Source organism: Brevundimonas aurifodinae (assembly GCF_040195595.1).
Classification (GTDB): domain Bacteria; phylum Pseudomonadota; class Alphaproteobacteria; order Caulobacterales; family Caulobacteraceae; genus Brevundimonas; species Brevundimonas aurifodinae.
Window position 1 is genome coordinate 218030 of the sequence record NZ_JBEGDD010000005.1, and the last position, 15716, is coordinate 233745.

Genomic DNA, 15716 nt, shown 5'->3' on the forward strand with positions numbered 1-15716 from the left:
CGCTTCTGCCGCCCGTCCCACCTTGTGACCCATCGCGGTTGGGATGCGGTGAATCGATGTGGCTGACGAAAGGTTGACGCCCGAACGGCGGTCGGCCGCCGGTCAGTCGCCGCGCAGGGCCGGGTCGATCCGGTCCCGGCGCGCCGGCAGTTCCGCCATGATCCGGGCCCGCTCGGCGTCGTCCAGCGCGCTCCAGCCGCCGATTTCGGACAGGGTCCGATAGCACCCCAGACACAGGCTGGAGGCCCCGTCGACGACGCAGACCTTGATACAGGGCGTGGCGATGGCCCGGGGGGCGGCGTGTCCGAGAGACGACATATGTACGAAAACTACTCCGGTTGCGGAGCAAAAACTTGATCCGGCCCGTTGTTTGGGGCATGGTGAAATCTGACGCGAAACGACGAGAGGGTGAGATCCCCCGACGCACGACGCGTCTCCTTTGACCGTTCAGCAAAAGGAGACGCCAGAATGAACGACAAGGACAAGAACCTCCAGCACGCCATGATGTCCTTCGCCCTGTGGGGCGGGATGCTGGTCAGCCCCAGGCCGCCCCGCGCCAGCGAGCGCGTGGTCAGCCATCCGTCGAACTTCGTGCCGTTCAAGATGGACCGGAAGGGCGGATAACCCTTCCGGCCTCGGCCGTCCGCATGATGCTGGGCTCTGATCCGATCGCAAAACCGCTCACAGTTTTCCGGATCAGGCCCTACCGCAAGGCCAGACGCACCAGCTTGCCGTCGTCCTCGTCAGTGATGGCCCAGACCGCGCCGTCGGGAGCCACGGCGATGTCGCGCACGCGCTCGCCGAGATCGACCAGCAGGCGTTCCTCGCCGACCACCCGACCGTCCTCGATCACCAGTCGAGCGATATGCTTGTCCTTGAGAGCGGCGACCAGCAGATCGCCCTGCCATTCGGGGAACATCGCGCCGTCGTAGAAGACCTGGTCACCGGGCGCGATCGAGGGGTCCCAGTAGTAGACGGGCTGTTCGATGCCCTCGCGGGCGGTGATGCCGTCATTGATCGGCCCCCCGCGATACTCGATGCCGTAGGTGACCTCGGGCCAGCCGTAGTTCCGGCCGGCCTGGACCTGGTTGACCTCGTCGCCGCCGCGGGTGCCGTGCTCGACCGTCCAGGCCGCGCCGGTGCCGGGCTGGATCGCCACGCCCTGGACGTTCCGGTGACCCACCGACCAGATCTCGGGCAGAGCCCCCTCACGTCCGACGAAGGGGTTGTCGGCCGGGACCGAGCCGTCGGCGTTGATGCGGATGATCTTGCCCATGTGGCTGTCCAGCTGCTGGGCCTGGGGCCGCATCGGGGCGTCGGAGCGATCGCCGAGGGTGATGAACAGATGACCGGCAGGATCGAACGCCAGGGATGAGCCGAAATGCATCGTACCATCATAGACCGGCAGGGCGCGGAAGATGACCTCGACGCCCTCGACCCGCGTGCCGTCGGCCGACAGGGCCCCGCGCGCGACCGAGGTGGCGTTGCCGCCGTCCCGAGGCTCGGCATAGCTCCAGTAGATCATCCGGTCCCGGGCGAAGGTCGGGCCGACGACGACGTCCAGCAGTCCGCCCTGGCCTCGGGCATCGACGGCGGGCAGGCCGGCGATGGGCTCACCCACCTGGCCGTCGGCGGTGACGATTCGCATCCGGCCCTGAAGCTCGGTGACCAGCCAGCGGCCATCCGGCAGCATGGCCAGGCCCCAGGGCTGGACCAGGCCCGAGGCGACCACCGTGTGCGTCAGCGCACGCTCGGTCGTCACCCCCGGGGCGCGGGTCTGGTTGGCGAAGGCCGGGCGCTGGTCGGGCGCGTTGGCGGGGCGGGTCTCGACCGAAGCGCCGGCCTGCTGCGGCCCCGGAGTGCCGGGTTCGCCGTTCGCGCCGCAGGCGGCGGCGAGGGCGAGGATCGAGGTGGCGGCGGCGAGCAGCATGGGGCGCATGGTTCGGTCTCCGGGACTGGTCTTGTTCCAAGTCTATGGCGGGAACGACGCCGAAGCGCCACCGTTCCGGTTGCGGGATCGACGCGACGGCCTGTCGCGGCGGCCACCGGCCGGTCCACGGGTCCACGTCACGGCTTGAACCCGCGGTGCGCGGACGATATAGGCACGCCTCTCGCGCGCCCGGCCCCGATCGCCCGCCCGCGACGCCTCGGCAAGGTTCGCCTGAATGGGGCTGGGTAGCTCAGATGGTTAGAGCGGTGGATTCATAACCCACAGGTCGGCGGTTCGATCCCGCCCCCAGCCACCACCGGCGTCTCAGAAAATTCCCACCGCTCCGTCGGCCCAGATCGCGGCCACGACCAGGAGCAGGGCGCCGGCGACCCTCAAACGGTGTCGCGGTCGACGCACGAACCACCGCGCCAGCTGGTAGATCCGGGCGGAGCGGGCCCGCAGGCTGCCCGGGTCACGCCTGAACCTCGACCGGATCGGCGGTCTGTTCGGCGAAACCGGGTTCGGACCGGTCACCCAGACCGCCGCGACCGCCATCGAGGGCAGGCTGTTCGCCGCCGGAACCGTCGCGGCGATCGTCCTGACCGAACGGCGACGCTGAGCAACGTTTGCCCGCGACATCAAGGCGTCGCAGGCGGCACGGTTTCGCGTTGCAAGTAAGAATGCGTCGCAGTAGAAGGGCGCTCCCTTGTTGCTCCGGTGTCCTCTTCCATGCGTCTGCTCCTGGCCTCGACTGCCCTCCTGATCGTCCTGCCCGCCGTCGCCGTGGCCGAGGACCCCGCCGCGGACCAACTGAGCCCCATCATCGTCACGGGTGAGACGCGGGGCTACGTCGCCCTGAACTCGGTGACGGCGACCAAGACCGACACGCCCCTGATCGACGTGCCCCAGAGCGTCAATGTCATCACGCGTCAGCAGCTGGACGACCAGGCCGCCTACAGCCTGTCGGACGTGCTGCGTTATGTACCGGGCGTCACCGTCGGCCAGGGCGAGGGCAACCGCGACCAGATCACCCTGCGCGGCCAGAACACCACGGCGGACTTCTTCCTCGATGGGGTCCGCGACGACGTCCAGTACTATCGCGGCCTCTACAATCTGGAGCGGGTCGAGGTGCTGAAGGGCCCCTATGCCCTGATCTTCGGCCGGGGCGGCGGCGGTGGCATCGTCAACCGGGTGCAGAAGACGCCCCAGGCCGGCGAGATGTTCTTCGGCTCGCGCCTGTCGGCCAACAGCTTCGGCGCCTGGGACCTGTCGGCGGACCTGAACGCTCCGCTGGGTGAGGCGGCGGCCTTCCGGCTGAACGCCGTCTATGAGGAACTGGGCAACCACCGCGATTTCTACGAGGGCCAGCGGTTCGCGGTGAACCCTTACGTCGCGGCCGAGCTGGCGCCCGGCTGGTCAGCGGGGCTCTCGTATGAATACATCGACGACGACCGTTCGACCGATCGCGGCGTGCCCTCGCTGAACGGGCGACCCATCGAAGGTTATCGCGAGCAGTTCTTCGGCGTGCCGGGTGTGAACCGCACCACGCTGGAGGCGCATATCCTGAAGGCCCGTCTGGACGGCGAGCTGGCCCAGGGCCTCAACTGGTCGACCACGGCGCTGTGGGGCGACTTCGACAAGGTCTACACCAACGTCTTCCCGAACGGCGCGGCGACCAGCCAGACCGGGACGGTGCCGCTGGCGGCCTACACCGATCCGACGACGCGCGAAAACATCCTGATCCAGTCCAATCTGGTGTGGGAAACGACGACCGGCCCGCTGGCGCACAAGATCCTGTTCGGCCTGGAGTACGGCGACCAGACCTCCGCGAATTCGCGCCGCAACGGCGTGTTGTCCAACCCGACCTTCAGCCTGACCAGCCGGGTCTTCCCGACCGTGACCTTCCCGACCCTGGCGCGTCAGACGGAATCCACGGTCGAGACCGTCTCGGCCTATGTACAGGACCAGATCAGCCTGGGCGACCGCTTTGACATCGTGGCGGGCCTGCGTTTCGATCGCTTCGACATCACCGGCGTCGATCTGTTCGCCACGCCCGATCGGCCGTTCTCGCGCACCGACGAAAAGGTCTCGCCGCGGCTGGGCCTGATCTTCAAGCCGGTGCCGGACCTGTCGCTCTACGCCAGCTACAGCCGGTCGTTCCTGCCGCGTTCGGGCGACCAGTTCCTGAGCCTGACGACGGTGCAGGAAAACCTGGAGCCCGAGCGGTTCACCAACCACGAGATCGGGCTGAAATGGCAGGCGCAGCCCAACCTGATCGTCACCGCCGCCCTGTTCCAGCTGGACCGCACCAACGCCACCACGCCCGATCCGAACAACCCGACGCTGACCATCAACGTCGGGGAGACCCGGACGACGGGGCTGGAGCTGGCCGCGACCGGGAATATCACCGACAAATGGCAGGTCAGCGCCGGCTACGCCTGGCAGGACGGCGTGCTGAAGGGCAACGACTTCATCCGCCTGGCCCAGGTTCCGGAGCAGCAGTTCAGCCTGTGGAACCGGTTCGAGGTCACGCCGCGCCTGGGCCTGGGGCTTGGCGTGACGCACCAGTCCGACCAGTTCGCCGCCATCCGCACCTCGTCGGCCGCCACCCGCCTGCCCGGCTTCACCCGCGTGGACGCGGCCGCCTTCTACGAGGTCTCCGACCGCGTCGAGGTCCAGCTGAACATCGAGAACCTGTTCGACGCCGACTATTTCCCGGACGCCCACAACAACGCCAACATCTCGACCGGCGCGCCGTTGAACGCGCGGCTGACGGTCTCGACAAGGTTCTGACGGGGTCTAGGGCCGGACAGGCGCCTACATCAGACCCCGCTGCTTGAAACTGGTGACGCCGTCGCGACCGACGATGAGGTGGTCGTGGACCTCGATCGACAGGGATTTCGCGGCCTGAACGATCTGTTTGGTCATGTCGATGTCGGCGCGGCTGGGCGTCGGGTCGCCCGACGGGTGGTTGTGGACCAGGATCATGGCGGCGGCCGAGACCTCCAGGCCCCGCCGGACGACCTCGCGCGGATAGACCGGGGCATGGTCGATGGTGCCGCGGTTCTGGACCTCGTCGAGGATCAGCTGGTTCTTCTTGTCCAGATAGAGCACCCGGAATTGCTCGCGCGGCTCGTGCTGGAGGGCGACGCGGACATAGGCCAGAAGCGCGGTCCAGGACGAGATCACCGGCCGCCTGATCGCGGGCTCCTTGGCCACGCGCTGGGCGACCTCGTGCAGTGCGGCCAGATCCAGCGCCGTCTCGACGCCGATCCCCTTGACGCGCCCCCGGGTGTCTTCGGCCCGAACCGTCATCAGTTCCTCGACCGAGGCGGCCAGAACCGCCGCAAGGGATCCGAAGCGGGTCAAAAGCGCCTTGGCGATCGGCTTGACGTCGCCCTGCGGCTGGCTGCGGAACAGGAACAGCTCCAGCAGTTCATAGTCGGGCAGATGGGTCAGACCCGCAGCGCGCGCCCGATGACGCAGCCGCTCGCGGTGACCGGCGTGGTGAGGGATTGGCCGGTGGGTCGGCATCGATACCGCAGCCGTCCGCTCCGGAAAGTTCAGAACCGTCGCGCCCGCCTGCATGAGCCACCCTCGTCCGTCATTCGTCCCGCGCGGAGAGCATGGCAGAACAAAGATAGAACGTCCAGTGGCTTCAGTTCGGGCGGAACAGGCCCGCAGGGCTGGCGGTGAAGATCTCGACGCCGTCCTCGGTCACGCCGACGGTGTGTTCGCACTGGGCCGACAGGGACTTGTCGCGGGTCACGGCGGTCCAGCCGTCGGACAGGACCTTCACATGCGGCTTGCCCAGGTTCACCATCGGCTCGACGGTGAAGATCATGCCGGGCTTCAGGACCGCGCCCTCGCCCTTGCGGCCATAGTGCAGGACGTTGGGGCTGTCGTGGAACAGACGGCCGATGCCGTGGCCGCAGAAGTCGCGAACGACGCTCATCCGGTTGGCCTCGACGTGGCGCTGGATGGCGTAGCCGATGTCGCCGAAGGTGTTGCCGGGCTTGACCTGCTCGAGGCCCACCGCCAGCGATTCATACGTCACATCCACCAGCTTCCTGGCCCGGGCGTTGATGTTACCCACCGCATACATGCGGCTGGAATCGCCGTGCCAGCCATCGACGATCACGGTGTGGTCGATGTTGACGATGTCGCCGTCCTTCAGCACCCGGTCGCCAGGGATCCCGTGACACACCACATGATTGATCGAGGTGCAGACGGTCTTCATATAGCCCTTGTAGCCCAGGCAGGCGGGCAGGCCGCCCCGGTCCAGGGTGAACTGGCGGATGCGGTCGTCGATCTCCTGGGTCGTCACGCCGGGCACGACATGGGACGCGATCATGTCCAGGGCCTCTGCCACCAGCCGCCCGGCCGCCCGCATGCCTTCGAAATCGGCGGGGTCGTCGTAGATGCGGATGGCGCTGGTGCGGACCAGGGTGTCGGCTTCCAGCTCGGGCGTTTCGTACATGGTCGGGTCTCGGCGGTCCGTCCGGGACCATTGTGGCGCGTCAGATGGCGACGATAGCACAGAACCTCAAGCGGTTTGAGGGCCGCGTGTCGCAAGGCCTTGTGCTTGAGCGTGAACGGCCTAGGTCCGCGTCATGACCCAGATGACCGCCCCCACCGCCGCCGTCCTGATCATCGGCGACGAGATCCTGTCGGGCCGGACGGCCGACACCAATCTGAACACGGTCGCGCGGTTTCTGGCGGCGCTGGGGATCGACCTGCGGGAAGCGCGCACGGTCGGCGACCGGGAAGAGCAGATCGTCGAGGCGCTGAACGCGCTGCGTCACGCTCATGATTACGTCTTCACCACCGGCGGGATCGGGCCGACGCATGACGACATCACCGCCGATTGCGTGGCCCGGGCGTTCGGCGTGGGTATTTCGGAGCATCCCACGGCCCTGGCGATCCTGGAGCAGCGCTATGGCCACGAGCTGAACGCGGCGCGGCGGCGGATGGCGCGAATCCCGGAGGGCGGCGTCCTGATCGCCAATCCGGTCACCGACGCGCCAGGGTTTCAGGTCGAGAACGTCTTCGTCATGGCGGGCGTGCCCAGGATCATGACGGCGATGCTGGAGGACGTGGCGCCGCGCCTGAGGACCGGGGCAGTGGTCCATGCGCGGACGCTGCGGGTCAGCGGCGTCGGCGAAGGGGCGGTCGCCGCGACGCTGGCCGAGGCGGCGCGCGCGAACCGCGAGCTCAGCTTCGGCAGCTATCCGTTCGGGGCCGGAAGCCAGGGCGAGATCGGCACCAACCTGGTGGTGCGGGGGCGGGACGCGGCGGCGGTCGAGGCGGCCGTCGCGGCCCTGTCCGAGCGCCTGACGGCCGAGGGCGTCGCGGTGGCGCTCCAGCCGGCCTAGGAGAGCTCCGGCCCGCCGGTCGGGTCGCGCGGGTCCAGCGGCAGGCCGGCTTCCTGACGGGCCTTCAGCACCCGCAACCAGCCGTGCATGGCCTCGCAGTCCAGGCCGTGCATCATCAGCCGGTAGCCCGCCTGGAGCGTGGACAGGGCCACCAGCGGATGGCCGTTCTTGACGAAGCTCATGTGGTAGTCGGTGCCGAGGATGCGGCCGATGTAGATGCCGACGATCTCGTCCAGCTGCAGCGAATGGCTGGCCCGCATGAAGTCGGCGCGGGGCAGCATCAGGGCATACAGCGGCGTGTAGAACTCCACCGCCGTCTGGATGTCGATGCGGTTCAAAGGGCCGGTCGGAAAGCGTTCGAACGCCGGATCGATGTCGGAGATCATCGAGAAGTCCACGCGGTCGGGCGGGGTGATCTCCTTGCCCGCGGCGCGCAGCGCCAGGTTCAGTTCGATGATGAAGTTGAAGACGTTCAGGTCGTGCTGGAGGAAGACGTTGTCCTCCAGGTCCTTCAGCGTCAGGGGTTTCAGCGGGATCGTCGTCACCAGGGCCGGATCGATCCCGGCGTTGGCCTTCATGAAGGCGAGCAGTTCGGTTCCGACGTGAAAGTGGCGCAGGATCAGGGTGTTGCACTCCGGGCTGCCGAAGGTGCGCAGCCCCCGGTGGATGGATTTGTGCAGCAGGCCGTTCAGGTTCGGATAGCGCGGCGAAATGGCCCGCAGCACCTTCACCAGGCCGAAGAACAGAAAGACAAGAGGCCGACTGACCGGGAACAGCCAGCGCCGCGACCAGGACCGCGCCCCCATCAGCAGAGCCCGCTTGGCCTCGGGGTCGATCGGCAGGGAGTGGTCCAGATACAGCGCCAGCCAGGGATCCGGGTCACGCGCGTCATAGCGGCGGGGATCGAAGGGGTCGGATTTCCAGTCGGCCGCGCCGTCCGACAGGCTCACGCGCCGATCTCCTCGATCTGCAGCGCATAGAGCCGGGCGGTCACCCGGGCCGTGGTGACGATCCGCTCGGCCACGGCGTCATCGGGCAGGACCATCCGCAGCATCTGTTCGAATTCGGCCATGTGCTCGGCGTCGTTTTCGCCGTGATAGAGCAGGAAGCGGACGGCCTCGTCGGGCAGGTCCAGCCGCGCCTTGACCTGACGCCCCCAGGGCGCGGCCTTGATCGAGCCCAGCCCCTCGATGATGAACATGGCACCCAACAGGCCGAAGGGGTCGGGTCTGGACGCCTCGTGGAACATCCAGGCCGACAGGGCCTCGGAGCCGACGTTCTTCTTGGCGGTCCGGATGACCGCCAAATCGCCGCCCGCCGCCACGAAGTCGGCCTCCAGCAGGCGGAAATCGCGATGCTCGGTCACGGCGTGGCGCATCAGGGTCGAGCGCAGCTCCAGATGATCCTCGCCGATGTTGGAGGCGGCGCGGCTCATCCATAGCGCCCCATCCTTCACCTGCTGACGCAGGTTGATGAGGAAGGCGTGGTAGTCCGCCAGTTCGAACCGTCCGCGCGTCAGCTTCCTGATAAGCGGCGTCGCCTCCAGCCGCTGCTCGAAATCGGCGAAGACCAGGGCGAGCTTTCGCAGGGTGTCCGAAACCGGGTCGTCGATCCGCGCGCCGTCCGCCATCACACCACCTCGCACATCGCGAACCCCACCATGGCCCGTCCGCTTTCGGGCACGATCAGCAGCACCCGCTCGCCCCGCCTGGCCCGCCCGGACCGGAGGAAGGCGTCCAGCATGACCCAGATCGAGGCCGCGCCGATATTGCCGACTGTGGCGAGGTTCGAGAACCACTTCTCCTCAGGGATCATGGCGGCGGTGCTCTCCAGAAGGCCGACGATCTCTTCCCTCAGCGACCGCGCCGAATAATGGCAGAGCAGGTGATCGACGCGGTCCGGCACGATCCGGCCCGTGTCGACCTTTTCCAGCCAGACCCCGATCCAGGCGCGGATCACGATCTTCAGCAGCTCGAAGTCCTGGACCAGGGCGATGGACCCGCTGGCATGGGCCGCGACCGGCCCTGCGTGGCTCCAGGCCGAGCGCATGTCGGACCGGTCGGCGAAGGTCGAGCCGGCCCACATGCAGGGGTCGAAGCGACCGGCGAGCGAGGTCAGGTCGATCCATTCGACTTTCAGCGACAGGCCGCCGGCCTTGGGTTTCGGCTCCAGCACCACGGCTCCGGCGCCGTCGGACAGGGTGAAGCGCAGGAAGTCCGCCTCGACGCGAGCCCGTCCCCTGGCATCGACCAGGGCCGTGCCCTCGTAGAACTCCGGCCGAAACCAGCGCGAGGAGAACTCGCCCGCGGCCGTGGCCGCCACCTCGGCCTCTCCCGCGCGCACGGTCAGCCAGGCGTGTTTGAGCGCCGTCAGGGCCGAGGCGCAGACGGACTGATGACTGGCGATCTCCATCGGGCCGGAGCCCAGTTCGGCGTGAACCGCCGCCGCGTGGCCGGGAACGAGGTAATCGCCCTGGGTCGTCGCCGTGGCCAGAAAGTCGAGGTCGTCCGCCGCCAGGCCCGCATTGTCCAGCGCCGCCCTGAGCGCGTGGGCGGTCATGGAGGCGTTGGAGTGCAAAGGCCGGCCGTCGATGCCCAGGGCGTAGTGGCGCGTCTGGACCCCGTTCCAGCGCAGCGCCCGGCGTCCGACCGCCGAGGACCGCCCGCCGATACGTCCGATGTGGTCTTCCATCGCGCCCACCCCGACCGGGGGACCCGGCAGGAAGGCGCCGGCGCCGGTGATATAGACGTCCCTCAGACGTTTGCCGCTCATGACCGATCAAGGGCACGGTTCGCGCCCCGGCGGCAAGCGGATGGTTCCTGACGGCGCGCCTAGCCGTCCAGCGAAACCACCGGCCCGGCTTCGACCGGGCGGCGCGGGGCCCGACGCCGGGCCAGGGCGGCCTTGATCCGGGTCTGGATCGGCTGGTCGATCAGGGCGTGGAAGGCGAAGGCGAACACGAAGGCGGCCGCGACCCCGGCCGCCCACAGGCCCCACTGGACCCCGACCGGCAGGGCGAACCGCGCCACGAGAACATTGACCACGCCGAACCAGACGATCCGCACGGGTTCGTTGGTGATGAACATGGCGAAGGAGACCACGCTGGCCTTCTCCACCCACTGCGACGGCCGCGTGACCGGAATGGCGCCGGCGGCCAGCAGGATCAGGGCGATGAAGACGATGGAGATCAGGGCGTGCTTGTCGAAGGCCTGGACCGTGGCCAGGCCCACCGCCGCCGCGACGCCGACGATCCGGGCCAGACGCGGGGCGACGAAGACGCGCTCGGAAAAGACAGCCAGCGCCATGCCGAGCGCGAACAGCGGCAGGGCCCGCCAGATCCCGAACATCATGGGCATCTGATAGACGGGGTAGCCCAGAAGGCTCAGCGTCGCCTCATTGACCAGCAGATAGAGACCGCCCGCCGCGACCAGCGCCGTCCACGGCCCGCTCCGGCGCAGGGCCGTCAGGATCCAGGGGAAGGCGACGTAGCAGCCCAGCAGGGCCGACACCGACCAGCTGGGGGCGTTCCAGCCGAGGCCGCCGGGCACGCCGAACGCCTGGGTCAGGGTCAGCTGGGCGGCCAGCTGGTCCCAGGCGAACCATTCGGGATTGCGCGGGGCGATGCCGACGAGGCCACCGAGGACGACCAGGGCCACGAGCCCGAGCCCCATGATCAGATGGGCCGGATAGACCCGCAGAAACCGCTTCACGAAGAAGTCGCCGGGCGACATCCGGCCGGTCCCGACCGAACCGCCATAGACCCGCATCAGGACGTAGCCCGAGTCGATCAGAAAGAAGTTGGTCAGCAGAAACCCGCCCCGCTCGAACACCGGATGCAGGTGCTCGGCGAGGGGCGTCGGGCCCGCCGCCTGGAAGTGATGCAGGATGATCAGCGAGGCCACGATGAACCGCAGGGCGTCCAGCCACCCGCCGCGCGCGATGGGCGGTGTCTCGTTTCGGGTCGAAATCGCGGTCCAGGCCATGGGAAACCTCTGTTCGAGGACCCACGGCGCAAGGGTTGGGCCGCCCGCTTGCCGACGGCGCGGGTTGCGCTACCTTGCCGCGCTTCCGGGGGGCCAATGACCGACGAGAACCCACGCGTGGGCCGCATCCAACGGGGCTGGCGCGCCGAGGCCGAGGCGATGCTGGAGACGGCGGCATCATGAGACCCTGGTCGATCGTCAGGAGAAGAGGCCCTTGACCGTCTGGGTCACGCGCGCCCGGCCCGGCGCGGAGGCCACGGCGGCGCGACTGGAAACGGCGGGCTTCGTGCCGACTGTCTCGCCCCTGCTGGAGGTCCAGGCCCTTCCCGCCGAGATCGATCTGACCGGCATCGACGCCCTGGCCTTCACCAGCAGGAACGCCGTCGCCGCCTTCGCCGCCCTGACGCCCGACCGCGACCGGCCCGTCTTCGTGGTGGGGGCTTCGACCGCGCGCGCGGCGACTGAGGCGGGGTTCGCCCAGGTCCGATCCGCCGACGGCGACCTCATCGCGCTCGCCGGCCTGATCGCTGGCCAGGGCCGGGGCCTGTCGATCCTGCACCCCGCCGCCGCCCGGCCCGCCGGGGACCTGGGCACCCTCGTCGGCGACGCGGCGCAGGTCAGGGCCGTCAGCGTCTATGAGACCGTCGAGACCCGCGGCTCCCCGCCCGAGGCGTGGGACACCGTGCTGATCCACAGCCCGCGCGCCGGGCACGCCCTGGCGATGACGTCGCCGGAGGTTCGGGGCCGCGTCGCCTGCGCCATCTCCCCGGCCGCCGCCGCGCCGCTGGCCAACATGCCCTTCGCCGAGGTCCGGATCGCCGCCTCACCGACCGAGGAGGCCCTGCTGGCGGCCCTTGGCAAGCCGGGGCCCGGCGTATAAAGAGCCGCTTCCGTCGCCGGGCGCATTCCGCCCTCGCAGACAGGCCGCTTTAGCTCAGCTGGTAGAGCATCGCATTCGTAATGCGGGGGTCAGGTGTTCGAGTCACCTAAGCGGCACCACCTCTTCCCGTTGGACATCGACGCCGCGTCGGCGGGCGCGCCTTTCCGCCGGGACGATGCCGGGTCCGGCGCGGGTCGTCCAGCGCGGGCTCAGAACGCTTTTGAGACCGCTATGAACGCCCGCCAGCCGTCGTCGCTTTGATTGATAGGCGGACCGGACAGCGGCTTGGCGAGCTCTGCCCGGACCGTGGCCCTGCCCGCGAACGTGACCCGCGTCCCGAGCCCCGCCGAGGCGAGGTCGGCGTCGGTATGGCCAGCCGGACCGCGGTTCCAGACCCGTCCGGCGTCGGCGAACGCATACACCTGGAAGAAGGCGATCTCGGTCGGCGCGGGGTCCCAACCGACTCGCAGCTCAACCACGGCGGACACGCCGGACTCGCCGCTCAACGCACCGTAGCCGTAGGCCCGCCCGATCTCGGAGCCGCCGACGTAGAACTCCTCGGAGCCCAGCAGGGGGTCGTCCGACCATTGCGCGGACCCGGCGACATGGACGCCTGCATACCGGCCGATGTCCTGGTAGGCCGAGACGCTGGCGTTGACCTTGGTGAACCGGCCCGTGCCGTCCGCGCGGGTCAGGCCGGGCTGGGGTGACGTGGTCGCCCCGAACCAGTCGAGGCCGCGCGAGATCTGCGCCGAGACCTGGACGTTGCCCTGGTCCGACCTGATCTGGCCCCACAAGGATGCCCGCGCCACGGTCAGGTTCTCCGTCATGGTCTGGCCGGTCGCATAGGACTGCTCGACCTCGCGGACGTCGAGACCGGCGCTCGCCCACAGGCTGCGATCGCGTTGTCGCGATATCGCGGAGGTAACCGCGACGGTGGCCGCGACGCTGTCGCCGCTCAGCCAGCCGCTGGAGCCCGGCGGGGCATTGGTCGAATAGCCCGAGACCGCCGCCCTGACGCGGGTCCCGGCGCTGATCGGCACGGTGTAGGACCACTCGCCATAGGTCAGTTCATCCGGGTCTTCCGGGACGGTGAGGACCGAGACCGTCATCCGGTCTCCGGGTATGGCCAGGGAATTCGCAGCGGCGGAGGCATAGACCTGCCACGGTCCCTGGGTTTCGGAGCCCCGGTTTTCGACGAACACGCCAGCGTCGACGCGGTCCAGTTCAGCCGTGACGACCAGCCGGTGCCGCGCCGGATTGTCCAGGATGGGCTCGATCCGGTTGGTCAGGCGGATACCCGGGACATCGGACGCCAGGGCCAGCCGACGGTCGAGTTCGCGGATGGTCAGCACCCACTGCAGTTCCAGCGGCTTCAGGATGCCGGACACGGCGGTCGCGCCGGATCCCTCGACCACCACCTCTCCGATATAGCCTTCATAGACGACGATCTGCGCGGACCCGGAGGTGGGGTCGCCCGGGGCCACGACGGCCCGCGTCAGGAAGTAGCCATCCCGCCGGTAGTGCTCGGTAATGGCGTCCGCCGTGCGGACCAGATCGGCCACGCCGATTTCCCGGGCGAGGTAGTCCGAATAGGTCCCGGACAGGTCCGCCAGCGGGTAGGCGGTCACACCCTGTATGCTCAGACTGGTGAGAACAAAGCAGTCCTGCGCGCAGGTCGTCGGCGTTTCGGCCAGAGAACGACTGGTATGGCCGGTCATACCGAGCCCGAGGGCCAGTGAGAACAGCACAATTCTAGCGATCGATCGAATGTCAGTGAGCACAGACTGCGGCCCTTCAGCCGGACGTCGGGATGAGGCGCAGATTGTCCTTGCAGTTTTCAAGATCGCATTAACGCCGTCCCTTAAAGAGGTGGAAATCAAGCCTCTGTATTTCTGCGATACTTGGGAGGGACCATCATGTCCACGAATCGACTCTTCATCGCCGCCACGGCCTCGATCTGGTTGTTCGGCACCACCTCGGCCCTGGCCTTGGACTGGCAACTGCGCGAGGTCAGCGGCTCTGTTCGCGTCGCCCTGCCCGCCCGCGCGGCGACGAACGGCACGGTCGGCCAGGTCCTGCCAATCGGCACCAGCGTCACCACGGGCCAGGGCGGCCGCGCGGTCATCGTCGATGGCGACCAGCGGATCGTCGTGGGGCCCAGCAGCCGCACGACCCTGGCCCCCGAACAGGGGGGCGTGACCCGCATTCTCCAGGACCTGGGCTCGGCCCTGTTCCAGGTCGATCGCCGATCCCGGCCGCACTTCCGCGTCGAGACGCCGCTCCTGGCGGCCGTCGTGAAGGGCACGACCTTCACCATCAGCGTCGATGCCCAGGGCGATCGCGTCCATGTGGCCGAGGGCCTGGTCGAGGTGCGCTCCAACAGTGGCAATGCGACCAGCGATGTCGCAGCCGGCGCGACCGCCGTGGTCACGCGCGAGCAGCCGGCCTCGGTCGATGTCTCTGCGCCCAGCGCCTCGGTGCCGGTCGAGACGGCGGCGGTGACCGTCGCGCCGATCGACTACAGCGAGGCCTCCGGCGGACTGGTTCAGAATCCGGTGGGATCCGTAGCCGCGGCCTCGGCGGCCGTGTCCCCGACCGGTTTTGGCGAGGTCGGGAACGGGCCGCTTTATGCGTCGCCGAGCGTCGCAGGCGTGCAGGCCGCAGCCGAGCTGAACCGCAATGACGGCAACCCGTCCGGCGGGAACGCGAACCCGGGGAATGGCAACCCCAATCCCGGCAACGAGGGCGGGAATCCGAACCCTGGGAACGGGAACGGCGGCGGCGAGACCAGCACCGGCAACCCCGGCAACAGTAACGGTAACTCTGGAGGCAATGCCAATCCCGGCAACGGCGGCGGGAACAGTGGATCCAACCCCGGCAACGGGGGCGGCGACGCCAATCCCGGCAACGGCGGCGGGAACAGTGGGTCCAACCCCGGCAACGGGGGCGGCGACGCCAATCCCGGCAACGGGGGCGGCAACGCCAATCCCGGCAACGGCGGGAACGGCGGGTCCAACCCCGGCAACGGCGGGAACGGCGGGTCCAACCCCGGCAACGGGGGCGGCGACGCCAATCCCGGCAGCGGCGGCGAGAACGGGGGGTCCAACCCCGGCAACGGTAACCCTGGAGGCAACGCCAATCCGGGCAACGGCAACGGGGGCGGCGACGCAAATCCCGGCAACGGGGGCGGGAGCCCGAACCCTGGGAACGGCGGCGGCGGTGGCGGTGAGGCCAGCACCGGAAATCCCGGCAACGGCAACGGCAACGGCAACGGCAACGGCAACGCCGGTGGAACCGTCGGCAGCGGTGGCACCACCACCAGTCCCGGAAATGGCAACGGCGGCGGGACCAGCACCGGAAACCCCGGCAACGGCAATGGGGGCGGCAACGCCAACTCCGGTGCCGGCAACGGGAACGGGAACGCCTCGGCGGCGATCAATACCCCTGAAGTGAACCAAGGCGCTGAAGCCTCGGGCAAGGGCAGAGAAGCCTTCCACCCATCGCCGGTCTCGATTTGAAGACGCTTGTCACCACGCTGTGGCGGC

General features: G+C 68.7%; 14 protein-coding genes and 2 tRNA genes. 7 read left to right on the forward strand and 9 right to left on the reverse strand.

What is annotated here, in order from left to right:
• Nucleotides 1-102: 102 nt before the first annotated feature.
• On the reverse strand, nt 103-318 hold the full coding sequence (locus ABN401_RS08005) for a DUF1289 domain-containing protein (protein ID WP_349684315.1): 216 nt from the start codon (nt 316-318) through the stop codon (nt 103-105).
• A 150-nt stretch (nt 319-468) separates the two neighbouring features.
• Between ABN401_RS08005 and ABN401_RS08010 the strand changes: the two genes are divergently transcribed.
• Nucleotides 469-624: a hypothetical protein gene (locus ABN401_RS08010; protein ID WP_349684316.1), complete on the forward strand. Its 156-nt coding sequence runs from the start codon at nt 469-471 to the stop codon at nt 622-624.
• A gap of 79 nt (nt 625-703) precedes the next feature.
• Here the strand turns inward: ABN401_RS08010 and ABN401_RS08015 are convergent, their stop codons facing one another.
• On the reverse strand, nt 704-1939 hold the full coding sequence (locus tag ABN401_RS08015; RefSeq protein ID WP_349684317.1) for a PQQ-dependent sugar dehydrogenase: 1236 nt from the start codon (nt 1937-1939) through the stop codon (nt 704-706).
• 230 nt (nt 1940-2169) lie between these two features.
• Here ABN401_RS08015 and ABN401_RS08020 point away from each other — a divergent pair.
• Nucleotides 2170-2246: transfer RNA gene (locus tag ABN401_RS08020), tRNA-Met, on the forward strand.
• Nucleotides 2247-2659: 413 nt separating this feature from the next.
• Nucleotides 2660-4723: a TonB-dependent receptor gene (locus ABN401_RS08025; protein WP_349684318.1), complete on the forward strand. Its 2064-nt coding sequence runs from the start codon at nt 2660-2662 to the stop codon at nt 4721-4723.
• A 24-nt stretch (nt 4724-4747) separates the two neighbouring features.
• Here ABN401_RS08025 and radC read toward each other — a convergent pair whose 3' ends face one another.
• Together radC and map are read right to left on the reverse strand one after the other, a co-directional pair.
• Nucleotides 4748-5464 carry a RadC family protein gene (gene radC, locus ABN401_RS08030; RefSeq protein WP_349684351.1) on the reverse strand — a complete coding sequence of 239 codons (717 nt, stop codon included), beginning with the start codon at nt 5462-5464 and terminating at the stop codon, nt 4748-4750.
• Nucleotides 5465-5588: 124 nt separating this feature from the next.
• Nucleotides 5589-6410, reverse strand: a complete 822-nt coding sequence (gene map, locus ABN401_RS08035; RefSeq protein WP_349684319.1) for a type I methionyl aminopeptidase — start codon at nt 6408-6410, stop codon at nt 5589-5591.
• A gap of 133 nt (nt 6411-6543) precedes the next feature.
• Between map and ABN401_RS08040 the strand changes: the two genes are divergently transcribed.
• Nucleotides 6544-7305 (forward strand): competence/damage-inducible protein A, encoded by a 762-nt coding sequence (locus ABN401_RS08040; RefSeq protein WP_349684320.1) that lies wholly within the window; start codon nt 6544-6546, stop codon nt 7303-7305.
• Here ABN401_RS08040 and ABN401_RS08045 read toward each other — a convergent pair.
• From ABN401_RS08045 to ABN401_RS08060, 4 genes are read right to left on the reverse strand one after another with little or no spacing between them, the layout of a single operon-like run.
• Complete coding sequence (locus ABN401_RS08045) at nt 7302-8255, reverse strand: DUF6999 family protein (RefSeq protein WP_349684321.1); 954 nt, start codon at nt 8253-8255, stop codon at nt 7302-7304. The genes ABN401_RS08040 and ABN401_RS08045 overlap by 4 nt on opposite strands.
• Nucleotides 8252-8935: an iron-containing redox enzyme family protein gene (locus ABN401_RS08050; RefSeq protein ID WP_349684322.1), complete on the reverse strand. Its 684-nt coding sequence runs from the start codon at nt 8933-8935 to the stop codon at nt 8252-8254. Before ABN401_RS08050 ends, ABN401_RS08045 begins: the two co-directional genes overlap by 4 nt.
• Nucleotides 8935-10077: a beta-ketoacyl-ACP synthase III gene (locus ABN401_RS08055; protein WP_349684323.1), complete on the reverse strand. Its 1143-nt coding sequence runs from the start codon at nt 10075-10077 to the stop codon at nt 8935-8937. The genes ABN401_RS08050 and ABN401_RS08055 overlap by 1 nt, the downstream gene beginning before the upstream one ends.
• Nucleotides 10078-10136: 59 nt before the next feature.
• Complete coding sequence (locus ABN401_RS08060; protein ID WP_349684324.1) at nt 10137-11288, reverse strand: acyltransferase family protein; 1152 nt, start codon at nt 11286-11288, stop codon at nt 10137-10139.
• A 214-nt stretch (nt 11289-11502) separates the two neighbouring features.
• Between ABN401_RS08060 and ABN401_RS08065 the strand changes: the two genes are divergently transcribed.
• Together ABN401_RS08065 and ABN401_RS08070 are read left to right on the forward strand one after the other, a co-directional pair.
• Entirely contained in the window at nt 11503-12168 is a 666-nt protein-coding gene (locus ABN401_RS08065; RefSeq protein ID WP_349684325.1) for a uroporphyrinogen-III synthase, read from the forward strand.
• Between the two features lie 43 nt (nt 12169-12211).
• Nucleotides 12212-12287 (forward strand) — tRNA-Thr (locus ABN401_RS08070).
• 90 nt (nt 12288-12377) lie between these two features.
• Here ABN401_RS08070 and ABN401_RS08075 read toward each other — a convergent pair.
• A complete protein-coding gene (locus ABN401_RS08075; protein ID WP_349684326.1) occupies nt 12378-13889 on the reverse strand; it encodes a ShlB/FhaC/HecB family hemolysin secretion/activation protein in 1512 nt (503 codons plus the stop codon).
• Between the two features lie 198 nt (nt 13890-14087).
• Here ABN401_RS08075 and ABN401_RS08080 point away from each other — a divergent pair, with 198 nt between their 5' ends.
• Nucleotides 14088-15689 carry a FecR domain-containing protein gene (locus tag ABN401_RS08080; protein ID WP_349684327.1) on the forward strand — a complete coding sequence of 534 codons (1602 nt, stop codon included), beginning with the start codon at nt 14088-14090 and terminating at the stop codon, nt 15687-15689.
• The last annotated feature ends 27 nt before the right edge of the window (nt 15690-15716 follow it).